We start from the raw sequence: 22,902 nt of genomic DNA, 5'->3' as shown, positions 1-22,902 counted from the left end.
CGCTAGAGCACGGGCGGTGGTGGCGTCTTGATCACGACGTCCGCCGCCTTGCCCTGCAGTGCACGCGCCTGCAGGGCCTCGGCATCGAGCACGTCGAACCGCCAACGCGCGGCGTCCGCGACCCGGATCGCCGCGCCGCTGACCGCCACGTAGACCGGGCGTTTCGTCCGGTTGCCGTTCTTCGTGTAGAAGTCGGCCTCGTGCAGGTTGACCACGATGGCCTTCGCGCCCCGCGCCTCGCCCTGCGCCGACAGACGATCGAATACGCGGCTGTGGCTCGCCAGACGCAGCCGGGTATCGTCCAGGCTGCCGTCGGGGCGACGCCCGTCGTCGGCCCGCACGTTGCCGAGCCGCTCGTAATCGCAGCCGGGATAGCCCGACAGCACCGGCAGGCCGGCGGCATACGCGGCGGGGGCGGAAAACAGCAGGATCAGGACGAGACGACGCACGGCATTTCTTGGCAGCGGACGTGCGCCCGAGGCTATATCTCGGCCGGCAGCAGTTCCATCGCCATCACGATCGCGTCCTCGCGGCCGTCGCGGGCCGGGTAGTAACGCGGCCGGCGGCCGATCTCGTTGAAGCCTTCCATGTCGTACAGCGCTATCGCGCGCCGGTTCGACGGCCGCACCTCGAGGAAAATCCGCTGCGCGCCGCGCGTTCGAGCGAGCTGGATCAGCGCGCGCAGCAGGCGGCGGCCGTGGCCGTGGCCCTGCTGCTCGGGCGCCACGCAGATGTTCAGCACGTGCGCCTCGCCGGCAGCCAGGCTCATCAGGAAATAGCCGGCGATCGCGCCCTCGACGTCGAGCACCCAGGCCATGTAGTCGGCGCGCAGGCAGTCGCGGAAGATACCGGCGGTCCAGGGGAATTCGTAGGCCCGGCATTCGACGTCGAAGACGGCGTCGACGTCGGCCTCGCGCATGGGCCGAAGCGCCGCGACGGGGCTCGACGGCAGTGCGCTCACGGCGTTCGCGCCGCCTTGCGCAGTGGACGCAGCGCGCGCCAGAACACGCGGCGCGAGGCGGCGTCGCGCGGGATGCCGTGCGACGCCAGCAGCATCGACAGGTCCGCACCGCGCGCGACGCGTGCCAGCGCAGCCGGAACGGTTTCCGGGGACGACCGCGCGGTTGCAGGCTGGATGGCCGGCGCAGCCACGGCCGGCGGCGCGTCGCGGCGCAGCACGTCCAGGCCCATCGCCTGCAGCCATTCGATCTGCTGCGGGCTCCACGGCAGGGTCATGTGGCCGCCTCGACCGGCCGGCGCACGCGGCGCCAGGCCCAGTAGAGCAGCCCCGACAGCGCGTACAGCGCGAACACCGCCAGCAGCACCGTCGGCGGATCGATCGCCACCGCGACCAGCACCGCGACCACCACCACGATCGCGAGGAACGGCACGCGGTCGCTGCGCGGGCCGGCGCCCTTGAAGCTGAAGTAGCGCAGGCGGCTGACCATGAGCAGCGCCGCGACGACGGTGACGCCGAGCGCGACGTAGCGCAGGTCGGGACCGGACAGGCCGAACGAGGCGCAGGTCCAGACGAAGCTCACCACCAGCCCGGCCGCGGCGGGGCTGGCCAGGCCGATGAACCAGCGCTTGTCGACCTGCCCCACCTGCGCGTTGAAGCGCGCCAGCCGAAGCGCGGCGCAGGCGGCGTAGAGGAAGGCGACGATCCAGCCGATCTTGCCTGGCGTGGCGCCGTCCAGCCGCAGCGAGGCGAGCGCCCAGTGGTACATCACCATCGACGGCGCCAGCCCGAAGCTGATCAGGTCCGCCAGCGAGTCGTACTGCACGCCGAACTCGCTCTGGGTATTGGTCAGCCGTGCGACCCGGCCGTCCAGGCCGTCCAGGATCGCCGCCACGAACACGGCCACGCAGGCGTCCGGGAACTGGCCCTGGGCAGCGGCGATGATGGCGTAGAAGCCGGCGAACATGCCGCCGGTGGTGAAGAGGTTCGGCAGCAGGTAGATGCCGCGGGCGCGCGGCCGTGCCGGCGCGGGCGGAGGCGTGGATTCCATTTCCGCAGTGTATCGCTTGCCCCGGCGCCGGGGCGGTGATGCAATCGGCCCGCCCTCGTCCCCGGAGCCCGCCATGCGCCGGCTGTCCACCCTCGCTTCCGCCGTCCTGCCCTTCGCCCTCGCCATCGCGCTGCCCGTCGCCGCCGGCCAGGTCTACACGTGGAAGGACGCCAAGGGCGTCACCCACTACGCCGACGCACCGCCCGCGGGCCAGAAGGCCGATGCGCGCACCTTCGGCGAGCGCCCGGCGCCCCCCGCCGCGCCGAAGGCCGTCGCAAATGCCGACTGCAGCAACGCGCGCGGCAACCTCAAGCTGCTGCAGGGCGACGGCAAGGTCGGCGTCGACGACGACAAGGACGGCAAGGCCGACCGCGAGCTCACCGCCGCCGAACGCGCGGCGCGGCTGAAGGTCGCCCAGGGCGAGGTCGAGCTGTACTGCGACCAGCCCGCCGCCAACGCGGTGACGAAGAAGCAGGCCTGAGCCCGCGCGCCGCGACGGCGGCGCATCCAAAGCGATTCCGGCCGACAGCCGCGCGCCGCATGGCAGAATGCGGCCTTTCCGCGTGCGAAAAACGTCGATGCGCCTGTCGCAGTTCCACCTCCATACCACCAAGGAAACGCCCGCCGACGCCGAAGTCGTCAGCCACCAGCTGATGCTGCGCGCGGGCATGATCCGCAAGCTCGCCGCCGGCGTGTACACGTGGAGCCCGCTGGGCCTGCGCGTGCTGCGCAAGGTCGAGCGCGTCGTCCGCGAGGAGATGACGAACGCGGGCGCGATCGAGGTGCTGATGCCCTCCATCCAGCCGCGCGAGCTGTGGGAGGAAACCGGCCGCTGGGAGAAGTTCGGCGGCCAGCTGCTGAAGATCAAGGACCGCAAGGACAGCTGGTACGCGTACGGCCCGACGCACGAGGAAGTCGTCACCGACTTCGCGCGCCAGGAGCTGTCGAGCTACAAGCAGCTGCCGGTCAACTTCTTCCAGATCCAGACCAAGTTCCGCGACGAGATCCGCCCGCGCTTCGGCGTGATGCGCGCGCGCGAGTTCCTGATGAAGGACGCCTACTCGTTCCACGCGAACGAGGACGACCTCGGCCGCGAATACCGCAACATGTACGACACCTACGGGCGCATCTTCACGCGCCTGGGGCTGAAGTTCCGCGCGGTGGTCGCCGACACCGGCGCGATCGGCGGCGCGATGAGCCACGAGTTCCACGTGCTCGCCGATTCCGGCGAGGACGCGCTGGCGTTCTCGACGGGCTCGGACTACGCGGCGAACGTCGAGCGTGCCGAAGCCGCCGCGCCCGGCCCGCGCGGCGCCGCGACCGAAGCGATGCGCAAGGTCGACACGCCGACGCAGAAGACCTGCGAGGACGTCGCCGCGCTGCTGGGCATTCCGCTGTCGCGCACGGTGAAATCGGTCGCGGTGATCGGTGTCGATCCCGAAAACAACCCGCGCTTCGTGCTCGCGCTCGTGCGCGGCGACCACGCCGTCAACGAGATCAAGCTCGCGAAGCTGCCGGGTCTGACCGAATACCGCCTCGCCACCGAAGACGAGATCCGCGAGCACCTCGATGCATCGCCCGGCTTCCTCGGGCCGATCGCGCCGGCGAAGTCGATCTTGATCGTCGCCGACCGCGATGTCGCGGCGATGGCCGATTTCGTCGTCGGCGCGAACGAGGACGGCTTCCACATCGCCGGCGTGAACTGGGGCCGCGACCTGCCGGAACCGGATCTGGTCGCCGACATCCGCAACGTCGTCGAGGGCGATGCCTCGCCGGATGGTCAGGGCACGCTGGGCATCGCGCGCGGCATCGAGGTCGGCCACGTGTTCCAGCTCGGCGGCAAGTACGCCCAGGCCATGGGCATGACGGTGCTCGACGAGAACGGCCGCGCGGCCACGCCGGTGATGGGCTGCTACGGCATCGGCGTGTCGCGGATCGTCGCCGCGGCGATCGAGCAGAACCACGACGCCAACGGGATCATCTGGCCGGACGCGATCGCGCCGTGGCAGGTGGCCGTGTGCGTGATCAACCCGAAGGGCGTCGAGGCGGTGAACGAGGCGGCGCAGGCGCTGCTGCGCGACCTGATCGCCGCCGGCGTGGACGCGGTGCTCGACGACCGCGGCCTGCGCCCGGGCGCGATGTTCGCGGACATCGAACTGATCGGCATCCCGCACCGCATCGTGGTTTCCGAGCGTGGCCTGCAGGCGGGTACGTTCGAATACCGCCATCGCCGCGCCAGCGAGGCCGAGCAGCTCGATCGCGACACGGCGATTTCCCGAGTGACCGCGGGCTGATTATCTTTCGCGGATTTACTCGATTACTGTCGCTGGTTAGGATGGGCCGCCGCTGCATAGCGCGGCCCATTTTCTTTTGCAGTTTTCGGAGGTGTCATGGCGTTCGATCTCAACAGCATGTCGGCCAAGGAGCTCGAGGCCCTGATCAACCAGGCCAAGAAGCGCCGCACCGTGCTCAGCAAGCGCAAGCCGGTGGCCGCGGTGCGCAAGCGCCTGGAGCAGATCGCGCGCGCCGAGGGTTATTCGATCGCCGAGCTGTTCGGCGTGCGTGGCGCGGCGCCGTCGGCGGCGGGTGCAGGCACCACGGCGCGCAAGTCCACGCGCAAGCCGTCGAAGATGGCCGGCTCGAAGGTCGCACCGAAGTACCGCAACCCCGACAACGCCAACGAGACCTGGAGCGGACGCGGCAAGCAGCCGCGCTGGCTGCAGGCCTATACCAGCCAGGGCCGCGTGCTCGACGAGTTCCTGATCCGCTGATCGCGCTCCATCCGTCCGCCTCGACGCCGGCCTCGCGCCGGCGTCGTCGTTTCGGGCGTCAGAGATTGCGGCGCGGCGGCAGCAGCAGGTTGCCGAACAGCAGGCCCGCCACCAGTGCGGCGAGCGCGTTGATGACCGCGAGCATCGCCGCCTGCCCCGCGCCCACGTCCTGCGTCTGCATCAGGCTGAGCAGGCCGCGCAGGCTGGTGCTCCCCGGCACCAGCATGATGATGCCGGGCACGCGGATGATCGCGCCCGGGCGATGCCACCAGCGCGCGTAGGCATTGCCGATGGCGGTCATCGCAAGCGCGGCGACGAACACGCCGGCCGGGCTGCCCGCGGCCTCGCCGACGAAGCGCGAGATCAGGTAGCCGCAGGCCGCGGCCGCGATCACCCGCAGGTAATCGCGAACGCTGGCGCGAAACAGCACGGCGAAGGCGAACGAGGCGGTCGCCAGTGCGATCCACTCCAGCCAGGCCGGCTGCGGGCGCGCGGCGCGCACCACCGGCGACAGCCCCGCGAGATCCAGCGCGTAACGCGCCACCAGCACACCCACGCCGAGCTTGAGCACGGTGGTGAGCGCGCCGGCAAAACGGGCGGTGCCCGACACGAGTTGCTGGCTGGTGAGTTCGCTCACCGCGTTGGTGAGCGCGAGACCGGGCAGCAGCACGATCAGCGCGGCGATGATCACCGTGTTCTGGTTGAGCGGGCCGACCGTGCTCGCGACCAGGATCGCGATCGTGCCGGCGACCATGCCGGCCAGCGCCTCGAAGCCCAGCCGCACGCGCGGACGGGTTTCCGACAGCTGCGCCAGCAGGCCGATCAATAGCCCGGTGGCGCCGGCGACGCCGATGTCGAGCCACGGCAGGCGCAGCAGGCCCGCCACCGACGCCGCGGCCAGGCCGAAGGCGACGACTTCCGCGCGGCGCGTCGTCGGCGTCGCCGGTGCGTCGAGCGCGAGCATCTGCGCCTTGGCCTCGATCGGCTCCAGCGAGCCGTCGAGCACCTGCTCGGCGATGCGGTCGGTCTCGGCGAGCCGGTGCAGGTCGACCTCGCCCGGCGAAAGCCGGATCACGCGCGTGGTATCGCGCAGGCCGGTGGCGCGACCGGGATCGCTGAAAGTGAGAATCAGGCCCGTCGGGTTCGACCACGGCTCGCAGCCGATGCCCAGCCGCGTGGCCACCGCGCTGAGCGCGCCTTCGAGGCGGTCGGCGGTGGTGCCGTAGCGGTGCAGGCGCAGCGCGAGCTCGACCATGAAGTCGATGCGTGCCGAGTAACTGGCTTCGCTCATGGGGGCGGTCATCGCCACAGCATCGCATGCATCTGCGCGCACGGCCGAGCCGGTATGCTCGCGCGACCATGACCGCCGCGCCCTCCTCGCCACCCGCCCTCGTTGCCGATACCGGCGCGGGCACCGTGCGCCTGTCGGGGCGGTGGACGATCGAACACGCCGCGCGCATCGGCGAGTTGCTGGGCGAGACGCCCGAAGCGCGTGAGGTCGATGCGCGCGGCATCGAGCGCCTGGATTCGCTCGGGGTGCTGCAACTGCTGCGCTGGTCGCGCCGCGCCGGCATCGACTTCACCACCGTCGCCTTCCGCGACGAGCACCGCGCGCTGGTCGCGGCGATCGAGGACGTGGCCGACGAGCGTCCGCGCAGGAAGCGCGAGTACGGCGTGGCCGCGGCGATCGGGCGGCTCGGTTATTCGGTGCAGGACAACCTCAAGGAGGTGCTGGCGCTGATCGCCTTCCTCGGCGAGGTGCTGGTCAAGCTGCTGCGCACGGTGAAGGAGCCCACGCGCTTCCGCCCGATCGCGCTCGTCGCGCACATGGAGCAGGTCGGCCTCGACGCGACGCCGCTCGTGGCGATCCTGTCGTTCCTGGTCGGCGCGGTGATCGCCTTCCTCGGCGCCGACGTGCTGCGCGACTTCGGCGCCGAGCTCTACGTCGTCGACCTGGTCAACGTGGCCTTCCTGCGCGAGTTCGCGGTGCTGCTGACCTCGATCATCCTCGCCGGGCGCACCGCGAGCGCGTTCACCGCGCAGATCGGCGCCATGAAGAGCCGCGAGGAGGTCGACGCGATCCGCACGCTGGGCATGGACCCGATCGACCTGCTGGTCATTCCGCGCCTGCTCGCGCTGCTGGCGATGCTGCCCCTACTCACGTTCGTCGCGATGGTCGCCGGTCTGCTCGGCGGCCTGACCGTCGGCGCGTACGGGCTCGACATCCCGCCGCAGCAATACCTCTCGCGCATGCACGAGACCATCGACGTACGCCACATGTGGGTCGGCCTGTCGAAGGCGCCGTTCTTCGCCACGGTGATCGCGCTGGTGGGCTGCCTGGAGGGCCTGCAGGTGCAGGGCACCGCGCAGTCGGTCGGCGAGCGCACCACGTCCGCCGTCGTGCAGGCCATCTCGCTGGTGATCGTGCTCGATGCGATGGCCGCGCTCTGGTTCATGGTGATGGACATCTGATGGCGACTGCAGGCAACGAATCGCCATCGCCCATCATCCGCGTGCGCGGCCTCGTCAACCGTTTCGGCGAGCAGGTGGTGCACGACGGGCTGGACCTCGACGTGATGCCGGGCGAGATCCTCGGCGTGGTCGGCGGCTCGGGCACCGGCAAGTCGGTGCTGATGCGCTCCATTCTCGGTCTGCGGACGCCCGACGAGGGCGAGATCGAGGTGCTCGGCGTGGACGCGCGCCGCAGCGACGCCGAATCGCGCCGCCACATCGAGCGCAATACCGGCGTGCTGTTCCAGGACGGCGCGCTGTTCTCCTCGCTCACCGTCGGCGAGAACGTCGAGGTGCCGCTGAAGGAGTACCACCGCGACTTGGCCGACGTGCTGCGCTACGAGATCGCGCTGCTGAAGGTGAAGCTCGCCGGCCTGCCGGCCGACGCCATCGACAAGCTGCCCTCGCAGCTATCGGGCGGCATGCGCAAGCGCGCCGGGCTGGCGCGTGCGCTCGCCCTCGACCCGCCCCTGCTCTTCCTCGACGAGCCCACCGCGGGCCTCGACCCGATCGGCGCCGCCGCGTTCGACCACCTGATCCGCACGCTGCAGCAGGCCCTCGGCCTCACCGTCTTCCTCATCACACACGATCTGGACACGCTTTACGCTATCTGCGACCGGGTGGCGGTGATCGCCGACCGGAAAGTGGTGGCCGCCGCGCCGATCGCCGAGATCGAGCAGCTCGACCATCCGTGGGTACGCGAGTACTTCCACGGCCCGCGCGCCCGCGCGGCGCAGGCCGGCCGCGATCGCGCCACCGCTTCTAACGACTGACCTCCACGCACGCCCGACCGGACCCGCGCCCCATGGAAACCAAGGCCAACTACGTCCTCATCGGCGCCTTCACGATCCTCGTGACGGTGGTGCTGCTGCTGTTCGCGCTGTGGGCCGCGAAGTACTCCTCCGACAAGGAATGGCAGAACTACGCGGTCGTGTTCAACGAGCCCGTCACGGGTCTGTCCGAAGGCAGCTCGGTGCAATACAACGGCATCTCGGTCGGCACCGTCGAGAGCCTGCGCCTGTCCCCGGCCGACCCGCGCCGGGTGCTGGCCACGCTGCGCATCCAGGCCGACGCGCCGATCAAGGTCGACACGCGCGCCAAGATGTCGCAGAGCGGCATCACCGGCTCGCCCTTCATCCAGCTCACCGGCGGCAGCCCGAGCGCGGCGCTGCTGGTCACCGTCGACCGCCGCGAGATGCCGGTGATCCGCACCGAGGCCTCGGCGCTGCAGAACATCGCCGACACCGCGAACCGCCTCGTCGCGCGGCTCGACCAGGTGCTGAGCGAGGAGAACATCGCGCACGTCTCCAACACGCTGGAAAACATCGACAACCTCACCGGCTCGATCGCCGCCGAGCGCGAGGACCTGCGCGAGATCATCGCCAACGCGCGCGCCTCGAGCGTCGAGCTCAACGCGACGCTGGCCAAGGCGCACAACGTGGTCGACGACGTCGATCGCGAGCTCGCCAACAAGCTGCCCTCGCTGGTCGGCAAGCTCGACCGCACGCTGGACAAGCTGGAATCGGCGTCCGACGGCGCCAACGGCATCGTCAACGAGAACCGCGCGGCGATCCGCAGCTTCACCAGCGACGGCCTCGGCCAGGTCGGCCCGACGCTGATCGAGCTCCGCGCGCTGGTGCGCGACCTGCGCCAGGTCACCGACCGCCTCGACAGCGGTCCGGCGAGCTACCTGCTCGGCCGCGACCGTCCCAAGGAATTCGAACCGAAGTGAGCCCGCGCATGAGCCTTCGCGACCCGTCCACCGCCCTGCTCCGTGTCGTCGCGGTCGCCGCCGTGCTGGCGCTGCCGGCCTGCTCGCTGCTGGGCGGCAAGAAGGAATCGCCGCTGCAGTTCTCGCCGCGCGTGCAGGTCGCCACCGACCCGGCGTGGCCGAAGGTCGATGCGCAACTGACGCTCGCGCCGGTGCAGATCGGCCGTCCCTACGACAGCCTCCGCATCGCCGTGCGTCCAACGCCGCAGGAGCTGCAGGTATACAAGGGCGCGCTGTGGTCGCAGCGCCCGTCGGAGATGCTGACCAACTCGCTGCTGCGCACCTTCGAGGACTCCGGCCGTCTGCGCGCCGTGGCGCGCTCGGGTGCGGGCGTCAACGGCGATTACCGTCTGCTCATCGACGTACGCCGCTTCGAGGCCGACTACGCCGGCGGCAGCGTGCCGCAGGCCACGATCGAGCTGAGCGTGAAGCTGATGCGCCCGGAAGCCGCCGACGTGCTGGCCTCGCGCACGTTCCTCGAGGCCGAGCCGGCCGCGGGCACCGCCCTGCCGCAGGTTGTCGACGCGTTCGACCGCGCGATGGCGCGCATCGATGGGCAGATCGTCGGCTGGACGCTCGCAACGATGGTTTCGCCACCGCCGGCGCCGGTGCCGGCGCCCATGTCCGAGGCCGGCACGCCGCGGCGCTGAGCGTTCGGGTCGGGTATCGCGTCGGCGATCGGCGATCAGGAGCCCACGATCCGCCGGAACGTCAGGTTGATCCGCGGACCGACGGGCCTGGCGGTGCGCGGCAGCGCATGCCGATAGTTCGCCTGCGTCGCGCCCTGCATCAGCAACAGGCTTCCTGCAGGCAGGTCGAGCGCCAGACGCGGCGCGCCGTCGCGATGGCGCAGCACGAAGCGTCGCGTCGCGCCGAGGCTGACCGAAGCGATCACCGGCGCCGGGCCGAGTTCGCGCTCGTCGTCGGCATGCCAGCCCATGGCGTCGCGGCCGTCGCGGTAGAGGTTGGCGAGTACGCTGTCGAAATCGACGCCCAGCGATTCCCTCAGGCGACCACGCAGCGCGATCAGCTGAGCCGTCCACGGGCGCGGCTCGCGCGACACGCCGGAATAGCGGTAGCGGGCGCCCGCATCGCCGATCCAGCAACTCAGGCGCGGCGAGGCGTGCTCGCGGCCGAACAGGCGGACCACGTGGTTCTCCCAGGGAAGCGCGTCGATTAGGGCGTCGAACAGGCCCGACGCCTCGCCCGGCGCGAGCCAGGCGGGGTCGAGCCGGACGTCGGCATCGGGCAGCGGCAGGCGCTCGAGCATCGCGCGCACGCTAGCACGCGGGCCCGTCGTGATTGGCGCGCTACGGACAAACCGCGACAATGGCGGGTCAGCACGCGGAGAACACCATGAGCGAGACCCCCGAGATCGAGCGCGACGTGATGGAGTACGACGTCGTCACCGTCGGCGCGGGGCCCGCGGGGCTCTCGTTCGCGATCCGCCTGAAGCAGCTGAACCCCGACATCTCGGTCTGCGTGATCGAGAAGGCCTCGACCATCGGCGCGCACATCCTGTCCGGCGCCGTCATCGAGACCGGCCCGCTCGATGCGCTGCTGCCGAACTGGCGCGACAACCCGCCGCCGGTGTGCGTGCCGGCGAAGGAAGACGAGTTCTGGCTGCTGTCGAAGACCGGCGCGCGCAAGCTCCCGGTTCCGCCGGGCATGAACAACCACGGCAACGTCATCGTCAGCCTGAGTGCGATGTGCGCCTGGCTCGCGCCGCAGGCCGAGGCGCTGGGCGTGGAGATCTATCCGGGCTTCGCCGCCAGCGAAACGTTGCATGACGAGAGCGGCGCCGTCATCGGCGTGCGCATCGGCGACATGGGCGTGGCGAAGGACGGCTCGCACAAGCCGGGCTACACGCCGGGCATCGACATCCGCGCCAAGGTCACCGTGCTCGCCGAAGGTGCGCGCGGCCATCTGACCAAGCGCCTGGTCAAGCAGTTCCGGCTCGACGAAGGCCACGACCCGCAGACGTACTCGATCGGAATCAAGGAACTCTGGCAGGTGCCGGAAGAGCGCGTCACGCCCGGCAAGATCGTGCACACGCTCGGCTGGCCCGCGGACAACGCGACCTACGGCGGCAGCTTCCTGTACCACCTCGACAAGGGCCGCATCGCGCTCGGCTTCGTCAGCGGGCTCGACTACAAGGACCCGAACTACAGGCCGTGGGAAGCGTTCCAGCAGTGGAAGAACCATCCCTCGGTAAAGCCGCTGCTCGAGGGCGGCAACATCGTGTCGGCCGGCGCGCGCGCGATCGTCACCGGCGGCTGGCAGTCGCTGCCGACCTGCGAGATGCCCGGCGCGATCCTGATCGGCGACACCGCGGGTCTGCTGAACGTGCCGAAGATCAAGGGCACGCACCAAGCGTTCCGCTCCGGCATGCTCGCCGCCGAGCACCTCGCCGCGAACGCGCTGTCGCCCGCGGGGTGGGACGCGAAGCTGCGCGGCTCGGAGGCGATGGCGGAGCTGCGCGAGGTGCGCAACGTCAAGCCGGCCTTCAAGCGCGGCCTGTGGTTCGGCCTGCTCAACGCGGCGTGGGAGACGGTGACGCGCGGCAAGTCGCCGTGGACGCTGAAGAACAAGCCCGACTGGTGCCAGATGGAAAAGCTGGCCGAGTACGAGTCACCCGACCGCGGCTGGGGCGAGCGCACCCTCGCGCCGCGCGACCGCCTCGCCGGCGTGTATTTCGCCGCGACCGAGCACGACGAGGACCAGCCCGTGCACCTCAAGGTGCTCGACACCTCGATCTGCGTCGAGCGCTGCACCGTCGAATACGGCAACCCCTGCACCCGCTTCTGCCCTGCGGGCGTCTACGAGATGGTCGAAGACAGCGAAGGCCGCCGCCTGCAGATCAACGCCGCCAACTGCGTGCACTGCAAGACCTGCGACATCAAGGACCCGTACGAAATCATCAACTGGGTCACGCCGGAGGGTGGGTCGGGGCCGAACTACCAGATGCTTTGACAGAACCGGGCGCAAAGAAAAGGCCGCCATATGGCGGCCTTTTTTCTGCCGATCGATCAGCGGGATACCATCTCCCAACCGGCCGGGTAGCTGTTGACGAAGTTGACGGCGAACGCACCGTTACCCTGACCGAGCCACATGTACAGCTGGGTCTTCGCCTGGTCGCGCCACAGCACGTCGGCAAGCCCGTCGCCGTTGAAGTCGCCCAGACCGAGCACCTGATACTGGCTCTGCACGTAGCGCGCCCCACCCGTGTAGGACGGCACCGCACCGTTCATCGTCCAGTAGTCCAGACCCACGCTTGGGTTGTGCCAGAAGATGTCCGATCGACCGTCGCCGTTGGCGTCACCAATTCCCGCCATCTCCCAACCGGCCGGGTAGCTGTTGACGAAGTTGACGGCGAACGCACCGTTACCCTGACCGAGCCACATGTACAGCTGGGTCTTCGCCTGGTCGCGCCACAGCACGTCGGCAAGCCCGTCGCCGTTGAAGTCGCCCAGACCGAGCACCTGATACTGGCTCTGCACGTAGCGCGCCCCACCCGTGTAGGACGGCACCGCACCGTTCATCGTCCAGTAGTCCAGACCCACGCTTGGGTTGTGCCAGAAGATGTCCGATCGACCGTCGCCGTTGGCGTCGTATCTGGCCTTCCGATTTGCCGGCGGCACCGGGGTCGGGCTCGTTGCGGCCCGAAAGGTCGCTACAGTGGGAATCGTCTGATTCAGACTCCGGGCATTATCCGCCTGATTCACGACACCGCAGGTGTAACCGCCACAGGTATTGACCCGGGGGTTCGAGAACACGCGATAGCGCGTTTGCCCCGAATCGCCGTACGCCATAATCGTATAGAAGTTGCCGGTCGCGGCCGTCGTCTTGTATCCGAACGAGTAGTCGTAGACACCGTATTCGTTGCTCTGCAGAACATTGTCGTCGCCGTCAGACGTATCCCGGTCGTGGGCCGAGCCCATGTTGTGGCCGAGCTCGTGGGCGAAGGTCTCGTCGCGGCAGAAATAGGTCTTGCCGTCGGTGCCGGCGTCGCGTCCGTCGCTGACGACGGAATAGCCGAAGAACTGGTCGCTCTGATCGATGCCGGACCGGGCGCCGCCGATCAGCCATGCGATGCCGCAACCGTCGTTCTCGGGGTCGTTGAACTTACGGACCAGCGAGACGAGGTCGGCCCCGTACTGGTCGCGCGCGGCGCGCAGTGCGGAGAACGCGGCGTTCGGCGTGGTCTGCGTCGACGGCGCCTTGAAGCCGGTCAATTCCTCGAGAGCCGAGCTGTTCGAGGTCGCGTCCGGATAGTTCACCAGGACCGTCTTGACCAGACGGACATTCGCATTGACCTGGCTGTTGACGTAGGCCTCGTTGGTGACGTCGACGAGGAAGTTCAGTCGCGTCTGCGCCTGCGATTCACCGCCGAGGCCGGAGACGAAGCCGTTGGTATAGCCAATCACGACGTCGACAGTGGTGCCCGACGCACTAGTCGCGGCGGCCGGCGGCGCGCCAGCGACCTCCATCGAAGCGCCGCTTGCCGCCTTGCCTCGCACGACCGCATCGGCCACTTCAGGGGCGACGAAGAAATCGGGATTCGTCGGCCGCGTCGCGGCATTGACGATGCCTGCGACTTGGCGCAGATCAGTCTCCACGAGCCAGGACGCGCCGTTCGCTATTGTCAGCCGCAGGGGTTCCTTGCCAGGCTGCCCGATGCTGCCGAATGCCGCCTTGTCGCCGAAGGTGATGATGGCTTCGCGGTTCGGATCCTCGACCGACGAACCGATCCAGGTCCAGTCGCCGTTCGGATGCTCGACATGGCGGCTGTAGCGGAACCGCAGCGGTTCGCCCGAGGGTGAGGTCATGGCGAGCATGCCGCCGACCGCGGCACGGGCATGCGACTCGCTGAGGTCGGCCCGATGCCAGGTGTAGGCCCCATCGTGGCGAACGACCGGCTGCGCCGGATAACCCACGAGGACACCGCGATCAGGCAACCTGGCGAACCGGTGTGCAGGCGACGGCTGCGCCATTGCCATTCGAGGCATGTCGGCAGCCGGCTCTCGAGCGGCTGCCGACGCCTCCGCGGGCGTACCCGAGTCTGTACGCGTCGAACAGGCAGACACGGCCAGTGACAGCGTAATAAGTAGAGGAACCCGCAGATCCATGATCATCCTACCCCTAAGAGTCAGGTGATCGTCCCGTGAATTCCCTTCTGTTTCAATGGCTAAACCAGCCGCCGGTGTGACCCTATCCGTATATCTAGCGTCTTAGTGGAGCCGCATTCATGAATGGCTGCACAGAGGTTCAGTCAGCTCCGCAGGACGACACCGGTGCGCTCGCGCAGCTCTGCGGTATCCACCCCCGGCGCCACCTCCACCAGCCGCAGCCCGTCCGGCGTGACGTCCATCACCGCCAGATCCGTGATGATCCGGTTGACCACGCCGACGCCCGTCAGCGGCAGCGTGCATTCGGGCACGATCTTGTGCTCGCCGTTCTTGGCGGTGTGCTCCATCAGCACGACCACGCGCTTGACGCCCGCGACGAGGTCCATCGCGCCGCCCATGCCCTTGACCATCTTGCCGGGCACCATCCAGTTCGCGAGGTCGCCCTTGTCGGTGACCTGCATCGCGCCGAGGATCGCCAGGTCGATGTGCCCGCCACGGATCATCGCGAAGCTGTCGTGGCTGCCGAAGTAGCTCGCACCCGCGCGCGCGGTGACGGTCTGCTTGCCGGCGTTGATGAGGTCGGCATCGATCTCGGCTTCCGTCGGGAACGGGCCGATGCCGAGCAGGCCGTTCTCGCTCTGCAGCCAGACGTCCATGCCGTCGGGAATGTCGTTGGCCACCAGCGTCGGCAGGCCGATGCCGAGGTTGACGTAGGCGCCGTCGGTGAGTTCGCGGGCGGCGCGCTGCGCCATCTCGTCGCGGGTCCAGGGCATCTCTTCTCTCCTCAGGCGGCGCGCACGGTGCGCTGTTCGATGCGCTTCTCGGGCGAAGCGTTCACGACGATGCGGTCGACGTAGATGCCCGGCAGGTGCACGTGGTCGGGATCGATCTCGCCGATCTCGACGAGCTCTTCGACCTCCGCAATGCAGACCTTGCCCGCCATCGCGCAGGCCGGGTTGAAGTTGCGCGCGGTCTTGCGGAACACGAGGTTGCCGGCCTTGTCGGCCTTCCACGCCTTGACCAGCGAGACATCGGCGCGCAGCGCGGTTTCCATCACGTACATGTGGCCGTCGAACTCGCGCGTTTCCTTGCCCTCGGCCACCACGGTGCCGTAGCCGGTGCGGGTGAAGAAGGCCGGGATGCCCGCGCCGCCCGCGCGCAGGCGCTCGGCCAGCGTGCCCTGCGGGTTGAACTCGAGCTCGAGCTCGCCCGACAGGAACTGGCGCTCGAATTCCTTGTTCTCGCCGACGTACGACGAAATCATCTTGCGGATCTGCCGCGTCTCCAGCAGCAGGCCGAGGCCGAAGCCGTCGACGCCCGCATTGTTCGAGATCGCGGTCAGCCCCTTGACGCCCGAATCGCGCAGCGCGGCGATCAGCGCCTCGGGGATGCCGCACAGGCCGAAACCGCCGACGGCGAGCGTCTGGTTGTCGGCGACGAGATCCTCGAGCGCCGCCGCCGCGCTCGGGTATTCTTTATTGACAGGCATTGGGCACCTCGGTCGGGTCCGATCATTGGATTCTAAGTTTTTTCTCCGGTGCATTGGCCATTGGTGCAGGTGACGTCGACTTCGCTCGGCCAGCGCCCAGCGCCGATCACGCATAGCTGTACCAGGAACCTCATATGAACCACGGCCCCGCCCAACGGATTGACCACTATCGGGATCCGGACATAGACGTCTCGGTTGTGATCCCCGTGTACCGCGGCGCCCGCAGCATCGATGCACTACGCGACCGGCTCCATGTCGCCCTCGAAAGCGCGGCGTTACGCCACGAGTTGATCTTCGTGGAGGACTGCGGCGGGGACGATTCGTGGCAGGTTCTGGAAGTGATGTGCGCAACACATGGGTACGTCCGCGCGATCAAGCTCAGCCGCAATTTCGGGCAACACGCCGCGACACTCTGCGGCATCGCGCGCGCGCGCGGCCGCTGGGTTGCGACGATCGACGACGATCTTGAGCAACCTCCCGAGGCGCTACCGGAACTGGTGAGAAAGGCCGAGGAAGGCTTCACCGTCGTCTACGGGGTAAATCAGTCCCGCAGCCATGCGGTGTGGCGGAACCTGACTTCGGAACTCGGTCGCGCACTTTTCAAGTTTGCGATTCCCACGCTCAATCGGGAGTACTCGTCGATGCGTGTCGTCGATGGGACGATCGCGCGCCAGCTCGAACGGTTCCAGTCACCTTTCACGTTCGTCGACGGTTATCTTTCATGGCTGACGCACAACTATGCGACGGTCGTTGTTCCTCACCATGACCGCGCCCATGGTCGCAGCAACTACAGCGTGCGAAAGCTCCTCGCGCATATGATGAACATCTTTCTCACTTTTTCCGACCTGCCACTGCGAGCGGCAACCTGGCTCGGGCTGGCCACTGCGGCGGGGGGAGCGCTTTGGGGCTTGGCCATCCTTATCGGTCGCCTGACCGGCGCGGTCACGGCCAGCGGCTATGCCTCGATGATGGCGGGCATTACATTTCTCGGGGGGGTGCAGCTGCTTATACTCGGGATATTCGGCCAGTACCTCGGCCGCATTAATTTCAAGACTGCATCGATGCCGGTATTCCTTGCAGAGAAGGAACTCGGTTCATGAAACCGCTGCTCGTCATCGGCGCCTCTTCGTTCGGCCAGCTTATACGCGCGCTGGCCGAAGACGCGGGCCTACACGTGGCAGGCTTCATCGATGACATCCATGACGGGCCCGATATTCTGGGAGATCGTGCGGCGCTAGGGACCCGCTTGGCACCGGGCGATTATGACCTTGCCATGGCGATTGGCTACTCGCATCTTCCTGCACGCTTGGCCCTCTACCATGAGTGCACGTCCAAAGGATTCGATTTTCCGCCCATCGTCCATCCACGCGCACACATCAACCCGCGTGCCCGCCTCGGCGCCGGTTGCATCGTGATGGCCAGCGCAAATATCGACGCCTTCAGTAAGGTCGAGCCGCTTTGCGTCCTTTGGCCTGCGGCTGTGGTTAGCCATGACTGCAATGTGCGCACCAACACGTTCATCAGCCCCAACGCGACGCTCTGCGGCTTCGCGGAGATCGGACATTCTTCTTTTATCGGTGCAGGCAGCGTGGTGGTAAATGGAAGCCGCGTCCCCGAGAACGGCTTCGTCAAGGCCGGGTCCCGCTACGTAGGGAAGTCAGGCGAATGACGGATCTCAGAGTCGCCGTTCTGCAATCGAGCTACATTCCGTGGAAGGGCTACTTCGACCTCATCCATGATGTCGATCTCTTCATCTTCTATGACGACGTCCAGTTCACGCGACAAGACTGGCGTACCCGCAACAGGATCAAGACAGCGCAGGGAACTCAGTGGCTGTCCATTCCTGCGGGCACCCGCATCGATCGACTGATCTGCGAGGTCGAGCTCGCCGATCCGAGCTGGCAGAAAAAGCATTGGGCGTCAATCCAACAGGCGTATTCAAAGTCACCGCAGTTCTCGCGCTACGCCGGCTTCTTCGAGGACATCTATTTGAGCCGGCCGTGGACTTCGCTGTCCGAATTCAACCAGCACGTCACCCGGCGCATCGCGCGTGATCTGCTTGGTATCGACACGGAGTTTCGCGATTCACGTGAATTCCGCGCCTCCGGGCAGCGGCTCGATCGGCTGCTCGACCTGTTGCAGCGTGCCGGCGCTACGCATTACCTGTCGGGACCGGCGGCACGAAGCTATATTGATCCGACGCGTTTCGAGGCGGCGGATATCGCGCTCGAATACAAGGATTACGCCGGATACCCGGAGTACTCACAGCGTTATCCCCCATTCGAACACGCGGTCAGCATCGTCGACCTGCTCTTCTGCGTAGGCGAAGATGCCCCCCACTATATTTGGGGCTGGCGCGATGACCGCTAGGATATTTCCGTGGCTGATGGTCGCAGCGACGATCTTCCTGACCTCGTATGGGCAGCTCGTCCTGAAGTGGCAGGCCAACGTGCCGCATGCGCCACTGCCGGGTTGGCTCGGCCGACTTCCCGTTGTGGTGCAGATGCTTGCCCGCCCTTGGGTTCTATCGGCCTTCGTAGCGGCGTTCGGCGCGTCGCTGTGCTGGATGATGGCATTGTCCCGACTCGAGCTCAGTCGAGCCTATCCCTTCATGGCGCTGAATTTCCTGCTCGTAACGCTCATTGCGATCCCTCTATTCGGGGAGTCGCTGTCCCCCGCCAAGATTGGCGGCCTCATATTGATCGTGGCCGGCCTGATCGTGATTAGCCAAGGTGCACCGTGATTCCCTTCAATCGTCCCTACATGACCGGCCGCGAGCTGGAGAATATCCAGCGTGCGCATGCAAATGGCCACCTTTCAGGAGATGGCCCCTTTACCCTCGAATGCCATGCTTGGCTGGAGCGTGGGACGGGCGCCAGGCGAGCGCTGCTGACGCATAGCTGCACCGCTGCACTTGAGATGGCTGCACTGCTGCTGGACCTGGAACCCGGCGATGAAGTCATCATGCCTTCTTTCACGTTCGTTTCAACCGCCAATGCATTTGTGTTGCGTGGCGCTGTACCCGTATTCGTCGACATCCGGGAAGACACGCTGAACCTCGATGAGCGACTGATCGAGGCCGCGGTCACGCCGCGCACCCGGGCGATCTGTGTCGTTCACTATGCGGGCGTGGCTTGCGAAATGGACGCCATCCTCTCAATCGCGGCGAAGCATGGACTGCGTGTCGTGGAAGATGCAGCACAGGGCATCATGTCGACCTACCGCGGCCGGCCGCTGGGCGCACTGGGAGATCTTGGCGCCCTTAGCTTCCATGAGACGAAGAACATTATTTCTGGGGAGGGTGGCGCCCTCCTGTGCCGCGATGCGGAGATGGCCGAGCGCGCCGAGATCATCCGCGAGAAGGGCACGAACCGCAGCAAATTCTTTCGCGGCCAGGTCGACAAGTACACGTGGGTGGATATCGGATCGTCTTTCCTCCCCGGCGAGATCACCGCCGCATTCCTGGCCGCGCAGATGGACGCGGCGGAGAACATCACAGCGCGGCGCCTGGCCATTTGGGCGCGCTATCACGCATGGGCAGAACGATACGAAGCGCACGGCTTGGCAAGACGGCCTATCGTGCCGGCGCATTGCCAGCACAATGCGCACATGTATTACCTCTTGCTGCCCACACTCGCAGCGCGCACGGAGTTCATCGCGACTTTGCGAGCGCGTGGCGTAGCAGCGGTGTTTCATTACATCCCCCTGCATTCCGCACCGGCTGGACGGAAATACGGTCGAACGCACGGCACGCTCGAAATAACGGATTCGATCAGTGACCGCCTCGTGCGCATGCCCCTCTGGGTCGGCCTTGAGGACCAACTCGATACCGTCTTCGAAGCCGCAGACGAAGCGATGGAAACCACCGCGGCGATTGCGACATCATGAGCGCCCGTACACGTCCTCAAGCCGCTCGATATCGTCTTCCCCGAGATACCCGCCCGACTGCACCTCGATCAGCTCGACGGGCGTCTTCCCGCAGTTCCGCAGGCGATGCACGCTGCCGCGCGGAATGAAGGTGCTCTCGTTCTCGGCCACCTCGTAGACGCGATCGCCACAGGTGACCTCGGCCACGCCCGACACCACCACCCAGTGCTCGGCGCGGTGCGCGTGCCGCTGCAGGCTCAGCGCCGCGCCGGGATTCACCACGATGCGCTTGACCTGGAATCGCGGCCCGACCGCGAGCGAGTCGTAGCTGCCCCACGGGCGGTAGACCTTGCGGTGGACGAGATGCTCGGTGCGGCCGTCGGCCTTCATGCGGTCGACCAGCGTCTTGACGTCCTGCACGCGGTCCTTGCGTGCGACCAGCGTGGCGTCGGGCGTGTCGACGATGACCAGGTCCTCGACGCCGAGCGTGGCGATCATTCGGCGCTCGGCGGCACGCACGAGGTTGCCGCGGCTGTCGACCGAAATCACGTCGCCGTCGTGGCGGTTGTCGTCGCCGTCGCGCTCGGCCACCGACCACAGCGCCGACCAGGAACCGATGTCGCTCCAGCCGCAGCTCACGGGCACGACGGCGGCGCGATCGGTCTTCTCCATCACCGCGTAGTCGATCGAATCGCTCGGACTTGCCGCGAATGCGTCGCGATCGATGCGGGTGAAGTCGAGGTCGGAGCGCGCGTTCGCATGGGCCTCGCGCGCGGCCCGCGCGATCGCCGGCGCGTGGCGTTCGAGCTCCTCGAGGTAGCGCGCGGCACGGAACAGGAACATGCCCGAGTTCCACCAGTAGCCGCCGTCTTCGAGATACGCCTCCGCGGTCTCGCGGTCGGGCTTCTCGACGAAGCGCTCGACCTCGAAGCCCGCGTCCCCGAGCGGCGTGCCGCGGCGGATGTAGCCGTAGCCGGTTTCGGCATAGTCGGGACGGATGCCGAAGGTGACTAGGAAATTTTCCGACGCCAGCGTCATCGCGCCGGCCACTGCATCGCGGAACGCGGCCTCGTCCTCGATCAGGTGGTCGGCCGGCAGCACCAGCATCAATGCCTCGGGATCGCGCGCCAGCAGGTGCAGCGCGGCCAGCGCAATGGCCGGCGCGGTATTGCGCGCGGCCGGCTCCAGCAGGATGCCGCCGCTCGAGAGGCCGACCGCGGCGAGCTGCTCGCCGACCATGAAGCGGTGGTCGTCGGCACAGACCGTCACCGGGGCCGCGGCGCCCGGCAGGCGGCTCGCCCGCAGCACCGTCTCCTGATAAAGCGAGCGCTCGCCGATCAGCGCGAGGAACTGCTTGGGCTGGTTCTGGCGCGACAGCGGCCACAGGCGGGTGCCGCTGCCGCCACTGAGCACTACGGGATGCAGCATCGGTCGGTCCGGAGGGGGATCGGCGACAGGATAGCGCCCGCCGGCATCACTCCCGCCTAACGGCGGCGGCGGCCGTAGTCGGCTAAAATCCGCGGTTCTCGGCGCGCGCGGCGCGCCCGTCCACGAGATTCCCAACGATGAAGATCCTCGTCGCCTACAAGCGCGTGGTGGACTACAACGTCCGCATCCAGGTCAAGCCCGACGGCACCGGCGTCGTCACCGACGGCGTGAAGCTGTCGCCGAATCCCTTCGACGAGATCGCGCTCGAAGAGGCGCTCCGCCTGCGCGACAAGGGCATCGCCACCGAGGTCGTGGTCGCCACGATCGCGCCGGCCGATGCCCAGGCGCACCTGCGCAACGGCCTGGCGATGGGCGCCAACCGCGCGATCCACGTGGTGGTCGACGCCGGCCAGGACGTGCAGCCGCTCACCGCCGCGCGCACGCTGCTCAAGCTCGTCGAGCGCGAGCAGCCCGATCTCGTGATCCTCGGCAAGCAGGCCATCGACGACGACGCCAACCAGACCGGCCAGATGCTGGCCACTCTCTGGGGCCGCCCGCAGGCCACGTTCGCCTCGAAGGTCGAGGTGGCGGACGGCAAGGCGACGGTGACGCGCGAAGTCGATGCCGGCCTGGAGACGCTCGAAGTCGACCTGCCCGCCGTCGTCACGACCGACCTGCGCCTCAACGAGCCGCGTTTCATCAAGCTGCCGGACATCATGAAGGCCAAGAGCAAGCCGCTGGAGACGCTCGCGTTCGCCGATCTCGGCGTCGATGCCGGCGCGGGCCTCAAGACCACGTCCTATGCTGCGCCCGCGAAGCGCAGCAAGGGCATCATGGTCAATGACGCCGCCGAGCTCGTCGCCACGCTCAAGCAGCGCGGCCTGCTGTAACGAAACGCCGGGCGGACCGCGCATGGCGCGACCGCCCGGATGCGAAGGTTCCCTGAGGGAACGTCGTCACCCGAGGAAATCCCGATGTCCAAGGTCCTGATCGTCGCCGAACACCTGGGCGGCCAGCTCAACGCCTCCACCGCCAAGTGCGTGACCGCCGCGCAGGCGCTGTCGCCCGACTCGATCGACGTGCTGGTGCTCGCCGACGACGCGTCGGCCGTCGCCGCCGAGGCCGCGAAGCTCTCGGGCGTCGCCCGCGTGCTCGGCGTCTCCAATGCCGCCAACGCCAACGGGATCGCGCAGGTGTTCGCGCCGCAGGTCGCGCAGCTGGCCACCCACTACACGCACGTGTTCGGCCCCAGCACCACGTTCGGCAAGGACCTGATGCCCTGCGTCGCCGCGCTGCTGAACGCGCCGCAGGTGTCGGACGCGATGGCGGTCGAAGGCCCGCGCACGTTCAAGCGCCCGATCTATGCGGGCAACGCGATCGTGACCGTCGAGGTGCCGGAAGGCGTCGTGGTCGTCGCCACCATCCGCACCGCCTCGTTCGCCGAATGCGCGCGCGACGGCAACGCCGCGGTGGAAACGGTTTCAGTCCACGCCCCGCTGCCGACGCACACCCGCTTCGTCGGCCTCGCCGCCGGCTCCAGCGACCGCCCGGACCTGCAGAGCGCGAAGCGCGTCGTCTCCGGCGGCCGCGGCGTCGGATCGGCCGAGAACTTCAAGATCGTCTACGACTTCGCCGACAAGATCGGCGCCGCCGTCGGCGCGTCGCGCGCGGCGGTCGACGCCGGCTACGTGCCGAACGAGATGCAGGTCGGCCAGACCGGCAAGATCATCGCGCCGGAGCTCTACATCGCCGTCGGTATCTCCGGCGCGATCCAGCACCTGACGGGCATCAAGGACGCCGGTACGATCGTGGCGATCAACAAGGATCCGGACTCGGCGATCTTCGAGATCGCGGACATCGGACTGGTGGGGGATCTGTTCCAGATCCTGCCGGAACTCGAATCGCAGCTCTGACTACAACTCAGCAA

25 protein-coding genes are annotated in these 22,902 nt (G+C 67.8%); 15 read left to right on the top strand and 10 right to left on the bottom strand.

Translation table 11 applies throughout. The features are described 5' to 3' along the window. Positions 1-2: 2 nt before the first annotated feature. Genes IE066_RS13655 through pssA form a run of 4 tightly spaced genes read right to left on the bottom strand, consistent with a single transcriptional unit; the run spans position 3 to position 2,009 of the window. Positions 3-449 (bottom strand): hypothetical protein, encoded by a 447-nt coding sequence (locus tag IE066_RS13655; protein WP_189450845.1) that lies wholly within the window; start codon positions 447-449, stop codon positions 3-5. 32 nt (positions 450-481) lie between these two features. Beyond that, the gene (gene rimI / locus IE066_RS13650; RefSeq protein WP_189450844.1) at positions 482-961 is read right to left on the bottom strand and encodes a ribosomal protein S18-alanine N-acetyltransferase; all 480 of its coding nucleotides are present in this window, start codon (positions 959-961) and stop codon (positions 482-484) included. Then, positions 958-1,236, bottom strand: a complete 279-nt coding sequence (locus tag IE066_RS13645) for a hypothetical protein (RefSeq protein ID WP_189450843.1) — start codon at positions 1,234-1,236, stop codon at positions 958-960. The genes rimI and IE066_RS13645 overlap by 4 nt, the downstream gene beginning before the upstream one ends. Further along, positions 1,233-2,009 carry a CDP-diacylglycerol--serine O-phosphatidyltransferase gene (gene pssA / locus IE066_RS13640; protein ID WP_189450840.1) on the bottom strand — a complete coding sequence of 259 codons (777 nt, stop codon included), beginning with the start codon at positions 2,007-2,009 and terminating at the stop codon, positions 1,233-1,235. Before pssA ends, IE066_RS13645 begins: the two co-directional genes overlap by 4 nt. Positions 2,010-2,082: 73 nt before the next feature. On the opposite strand from pssA, the gene IE066_RS13635 reads away from it, so the two are divergent. The 3 genes from IE066_RS13635 (at position 2,083) to IE066_RS13625 (ending at position 4,780) form a co-directional block, all read left to right on the top strand. Further along, complete coding sequence (locus IE066_RS13635; RefSeq protein ID WP_189450838.1) at positions 2,083-2,490, top strand: DUF4124 domain-containing protein; 408 nt, start codon at positions 2,083-2,085, stop codon at positions 2,488-2,490. Between the two features lie 97 nt (positions 2,491-2,587). Then, entirely contained in the window at positions 2,588-4,303 is a 1,716-nt protein-coding gene (locus tag IE066_RS13630; protein WP_189450836.1) for a proline--tRNA ligase, read from the top strand. Between the two features lie 96 nt (positions 4,304-4,399). Continuing rightward, positions 4,400-4,780, top strand: coding sequence for an H-NS histone family protein (locus IE066_RS13625; RefSeq protein ID WP_189450835.1), 381 nt, complete (start codon positions 4,400-4,402; stop codon positions 4,778-4,780). Positions 4,781-4,838: 58 nt separating this feature from the next. Here IE066_RS13625 and IE066_RS13620 read toward each other — a convergent pair whose 3' ends face one another. Further along, a complete protein-coding gene (locus IE066_RS13620; RefSeq protein WP_229790822.1) occupies positions 4,839-6,071 on the bottom strand; it encodes a threonine/serine exporter family protein in 1,233 nt (410 codons plus the stop codon). A 68-nt stretch (positions 6,072-6,139) separates the two neighbouring features. Between IE066_RS13620 and IE066_RS13615 the strand changes: the two genes are divergently transcribed. The 4 genes from IE066_RS13615 to IE066_RS13600 are packed head-to-tail and all read left to right on the top strand — an operon-like array spanning position 6,140 to position 9,712. After that, positions 6,140-7,252, top strand: coding sequence for an ABC transporter permease (locus IE066_RS13615; RefSeq protein WP_189450831.1), 1,113 nt, complete (start codon positions 6,140-6,142; stop codon positions 7,250-7,252). Then, positions 7,252-8,064, top strand: coding sequence for an ABC transporter ATP-binding protein (locus IE066_RS13610; protein WP_189450829.1), 813 nt, complete (start codon positions 7,252-7,254; stop codon positions 8,062-8,064). Before IE066_RS13615 ends, IE066_RS13610 begins: the two co-directional genes overlap by 1 nt. 32 nt (positions 8,065-8,096) lie before the next feature. Continuing rightward, a complete protein-coding gene (locus IE066_RS13605; RefSeq protein WP_189450827.1) occupies positions 8,097-9,023 on the top strand; it encodes an MlaD family protein in 927 nt (308 codons plus the stop codon). 8 nt (positions 9,024-9,031) lie between these two features. After that, positions 9,032-9,712, top strand: a complete 681-nt coding sequence (locus tag IE066_RS13600; RefSeq protein ID WP_189450825.1) for an ABC-type transport auxiliary lipoprotein family protein — start codon at positions 9,032-9,034, stop codon at positions 9,710-9,712. Positions 9,713-9,747: 35 nt separating this feature from the next. On the opposite strand, the gene IE066_RS13595 is transcribed toward IE066_RS13600, so the two are convergent. Beyond that, a complete protein-coding gene (locus tag IE066_RS13595; protein WP_189450912.1) occupies positions 9,748-10,332 on the bottom strand; it encodes an alpha-ketoglutarate-dependent dioxygenase AlkB family protein in 585 nt (194 codons plus the stop codon). A gap of 86 nt (positions 10,333-10,418) precedes the next feature. On the opposite strand from IE066_RS13595, the gene IE066_RS13590 reads away from it, so the two are divergent. Next, positions 10,419-12,035, top strand: coding sequence for an electron transfer flavoprotein-ubiquinone oxidoreductase (locus IE066_RS13590; RefSeq protein ID WP_189450823.1), 1,617 nt, complete (start codon positions 10,419-10,421; stop codon positions 12,033-12,035). A gap of 56 nt (positions 12,036-12,091) precedes the next feature. Here the strand turns inward: IE066_RS13590 and IE066_RS13585 are convergent, their stop codons facing one another. The 3 genes from IE066_RS13585 to IE066_RS13575 all read right to left on the bottom strand — a co-directional run bounded on the left by IE066_RS13585 (position 12,092) and on the right by IE066_RS13575 (position 15,680). Beyond that, entirely contained in the window at positions 12,092-14,062 is a 1,971-nt protein-coding gene (locus IE066_RS13585) for a reprolysin-like metallopeptidase (protein WP_189450821.1), read from the bottom strand. A 272-nt stretch (positions 14,063-14,334) separates the two neighbouring features. After that, positions 14,335-14,964 (bottom strand): CoA transferase subunit B, encoded by a 630-nt coding sequence (locus IE066_RS13580; protein WP_189450819.1) that lies wholly within the window; start codon positions 14,962-14,964, stop codon positions 14,335-14,337. An 11-nt stretch (positions 14,965-14,975) separates the two neighbouring features. After that, positions 14,976-15,680, bottom strand: coding sequence for a CoA transferase subunit A (locus IE066_RS13575; RefSeq protein ID WP_189450817.1), 705 nt, complete (start codon positions 15,678-15,680; stop codon positions 14,976-14,978). A gap of 134 nt (positions 15,681-15,814) precedes the next feature. On the opposite strand from IE066_RS13575, the gene IE066_RS13570 reads away from it, so the two are divergent. Genes IE066_RS13570 through rffA form a run of 5 tightly spaced genes read left to right on the top strand, consistent with a single transcriptional unit; the run spans position 15,815 to position 19,568 of the window. Next, the gene (locus tag IE066_RS13570; RefSeq protein WP_189450815.1) at positions 15,815-16,780 is read left to right on the top strand and encodes a glycosyltransferase family 2 protein; all 966 of its coding nucleotides are present in this window, start codon (positions 15,815-15,817) and stop codon (positions 16,778-16,780) included. Further along, entirely contained in the window at positions 16,777-17,349 is a 573-nt protein-coding gene (locus tag IE066_RS13565; protein WP_189450813.1) for a PglD-related sugar-binding protein, read from the top strand. The genes IE066_RS13570 and IE066_RS13565 overlap by 4 nt, the downstream gene beginning before the upstream one ends. After that, positions 17,346-18,050, top strand: coding sequence for a WbqC family protein (locus tag IE066_RS13560; RefSeq protein WP_189450811.1), 705 nt, complete (start codon positions 17,346-17,348; stop codon positions 18,048-18,050). Before IE066_RS13565 ends, IE066_RS13560 begins: the two co-directional genes overlap by 4 nt. After that, the gene (locus IE066_RS13555; protein ID WP_484484272.1) at positions 18,010-18,423 is read left to right on the top strand and encodes an EamA family transporter; all 414 of its coding nucleotides are present in this window, start codon (positions 18,010-18,012) and stop codon (positions 18,421-18,423) included. The genes IE066_RS13560 and IE066_RS13555 overlap by 41 nt, the downstream gene beginning before the upstream one ends. Continuing rightward, a complete protein-coding gene (gene rffA / locus IE066_RS13550; protein WP_189450807.1) occupies positions 18,420-19,568 on the top strand; it encodes a dTDP-4-amino-4,6-dideoxygalactose transaminase in 1,149 nt (382 codons plus the stop codon). Before IE066_RS13555 ends, rffA begins: the two co-directional genes overlap by 4 nt. Here the strand turns inward: rffA and IE066_RS13545 are convergent. Continuing rightward, positions 19,563-20,975: a mannose-1-phosphate guanylyltransferase/mannose-6-phosphate isomerase gene (locus tag IE066_RS13545; protein ID WP_189450805.1), complete on the bottom strand. Its 1,413-nt coding sequence runs from the start codon at positions 20,973-20,975 to the stop codon at positions 19,563-19,565. The two genes, rffA and IE066_RS13545, sit on opposite strands and share 6 nt — an antisense overlap. A 137-nt stretch (positions 20,976-21,112) precedes the next feature. Here IE066_RS13545 and IE066_RS13540 point away from each other — a divergent pair, with 137 nt between their 5' ends. Together IE066_RS13540 and IE066_RS13535 are read left to right on the top strand one after the other, a co-directional pair. Next, the gene (locus IE066_RS13540) at positions 21,113-21,865 is read left to right on the top strand and encodes an electron transfer flavoprotein subunit beta/FixA family protein (RefSeq protein ID WP_189450803.1); all 753 of its coding nucleotides are present in this window, start codon (positions 21,113-21,115) and stop codon (positions 21,863-21,865) included. Positions 21,866-21,949: 84 nt separating this feature from the next. Continuing rightward, entirely contained in the window at positions 21,950-22,888 is a 939-nt protein-coding gene (locus tag IE066_RS13535; RefSeq protein ID WP_189450801.1) for an electron transfer flavoprotein subunit alpha/FixB family protein, read from the top strand. Positions 22,889-22,902: the final 14 nt, after the last annotated feature.

Origin of the sequence: Cognatilysobacter xinjiangensis (assembly GCF_014651995.1) — a bacterium.
GTDB classification, from domain to species: Bacteria; Pseudomonadota; Gammaproteobacteria; order Xanthomonadales; family Xanthomonadaceae; genus Cognatilysobacter; species Cognatilysobacter xinjiangensis.
The sequence above is the reverse complement of the archived record's forward strand: the minus strand, read 5'-3'. Positions and strand labels throughout refer to the sequence as shown.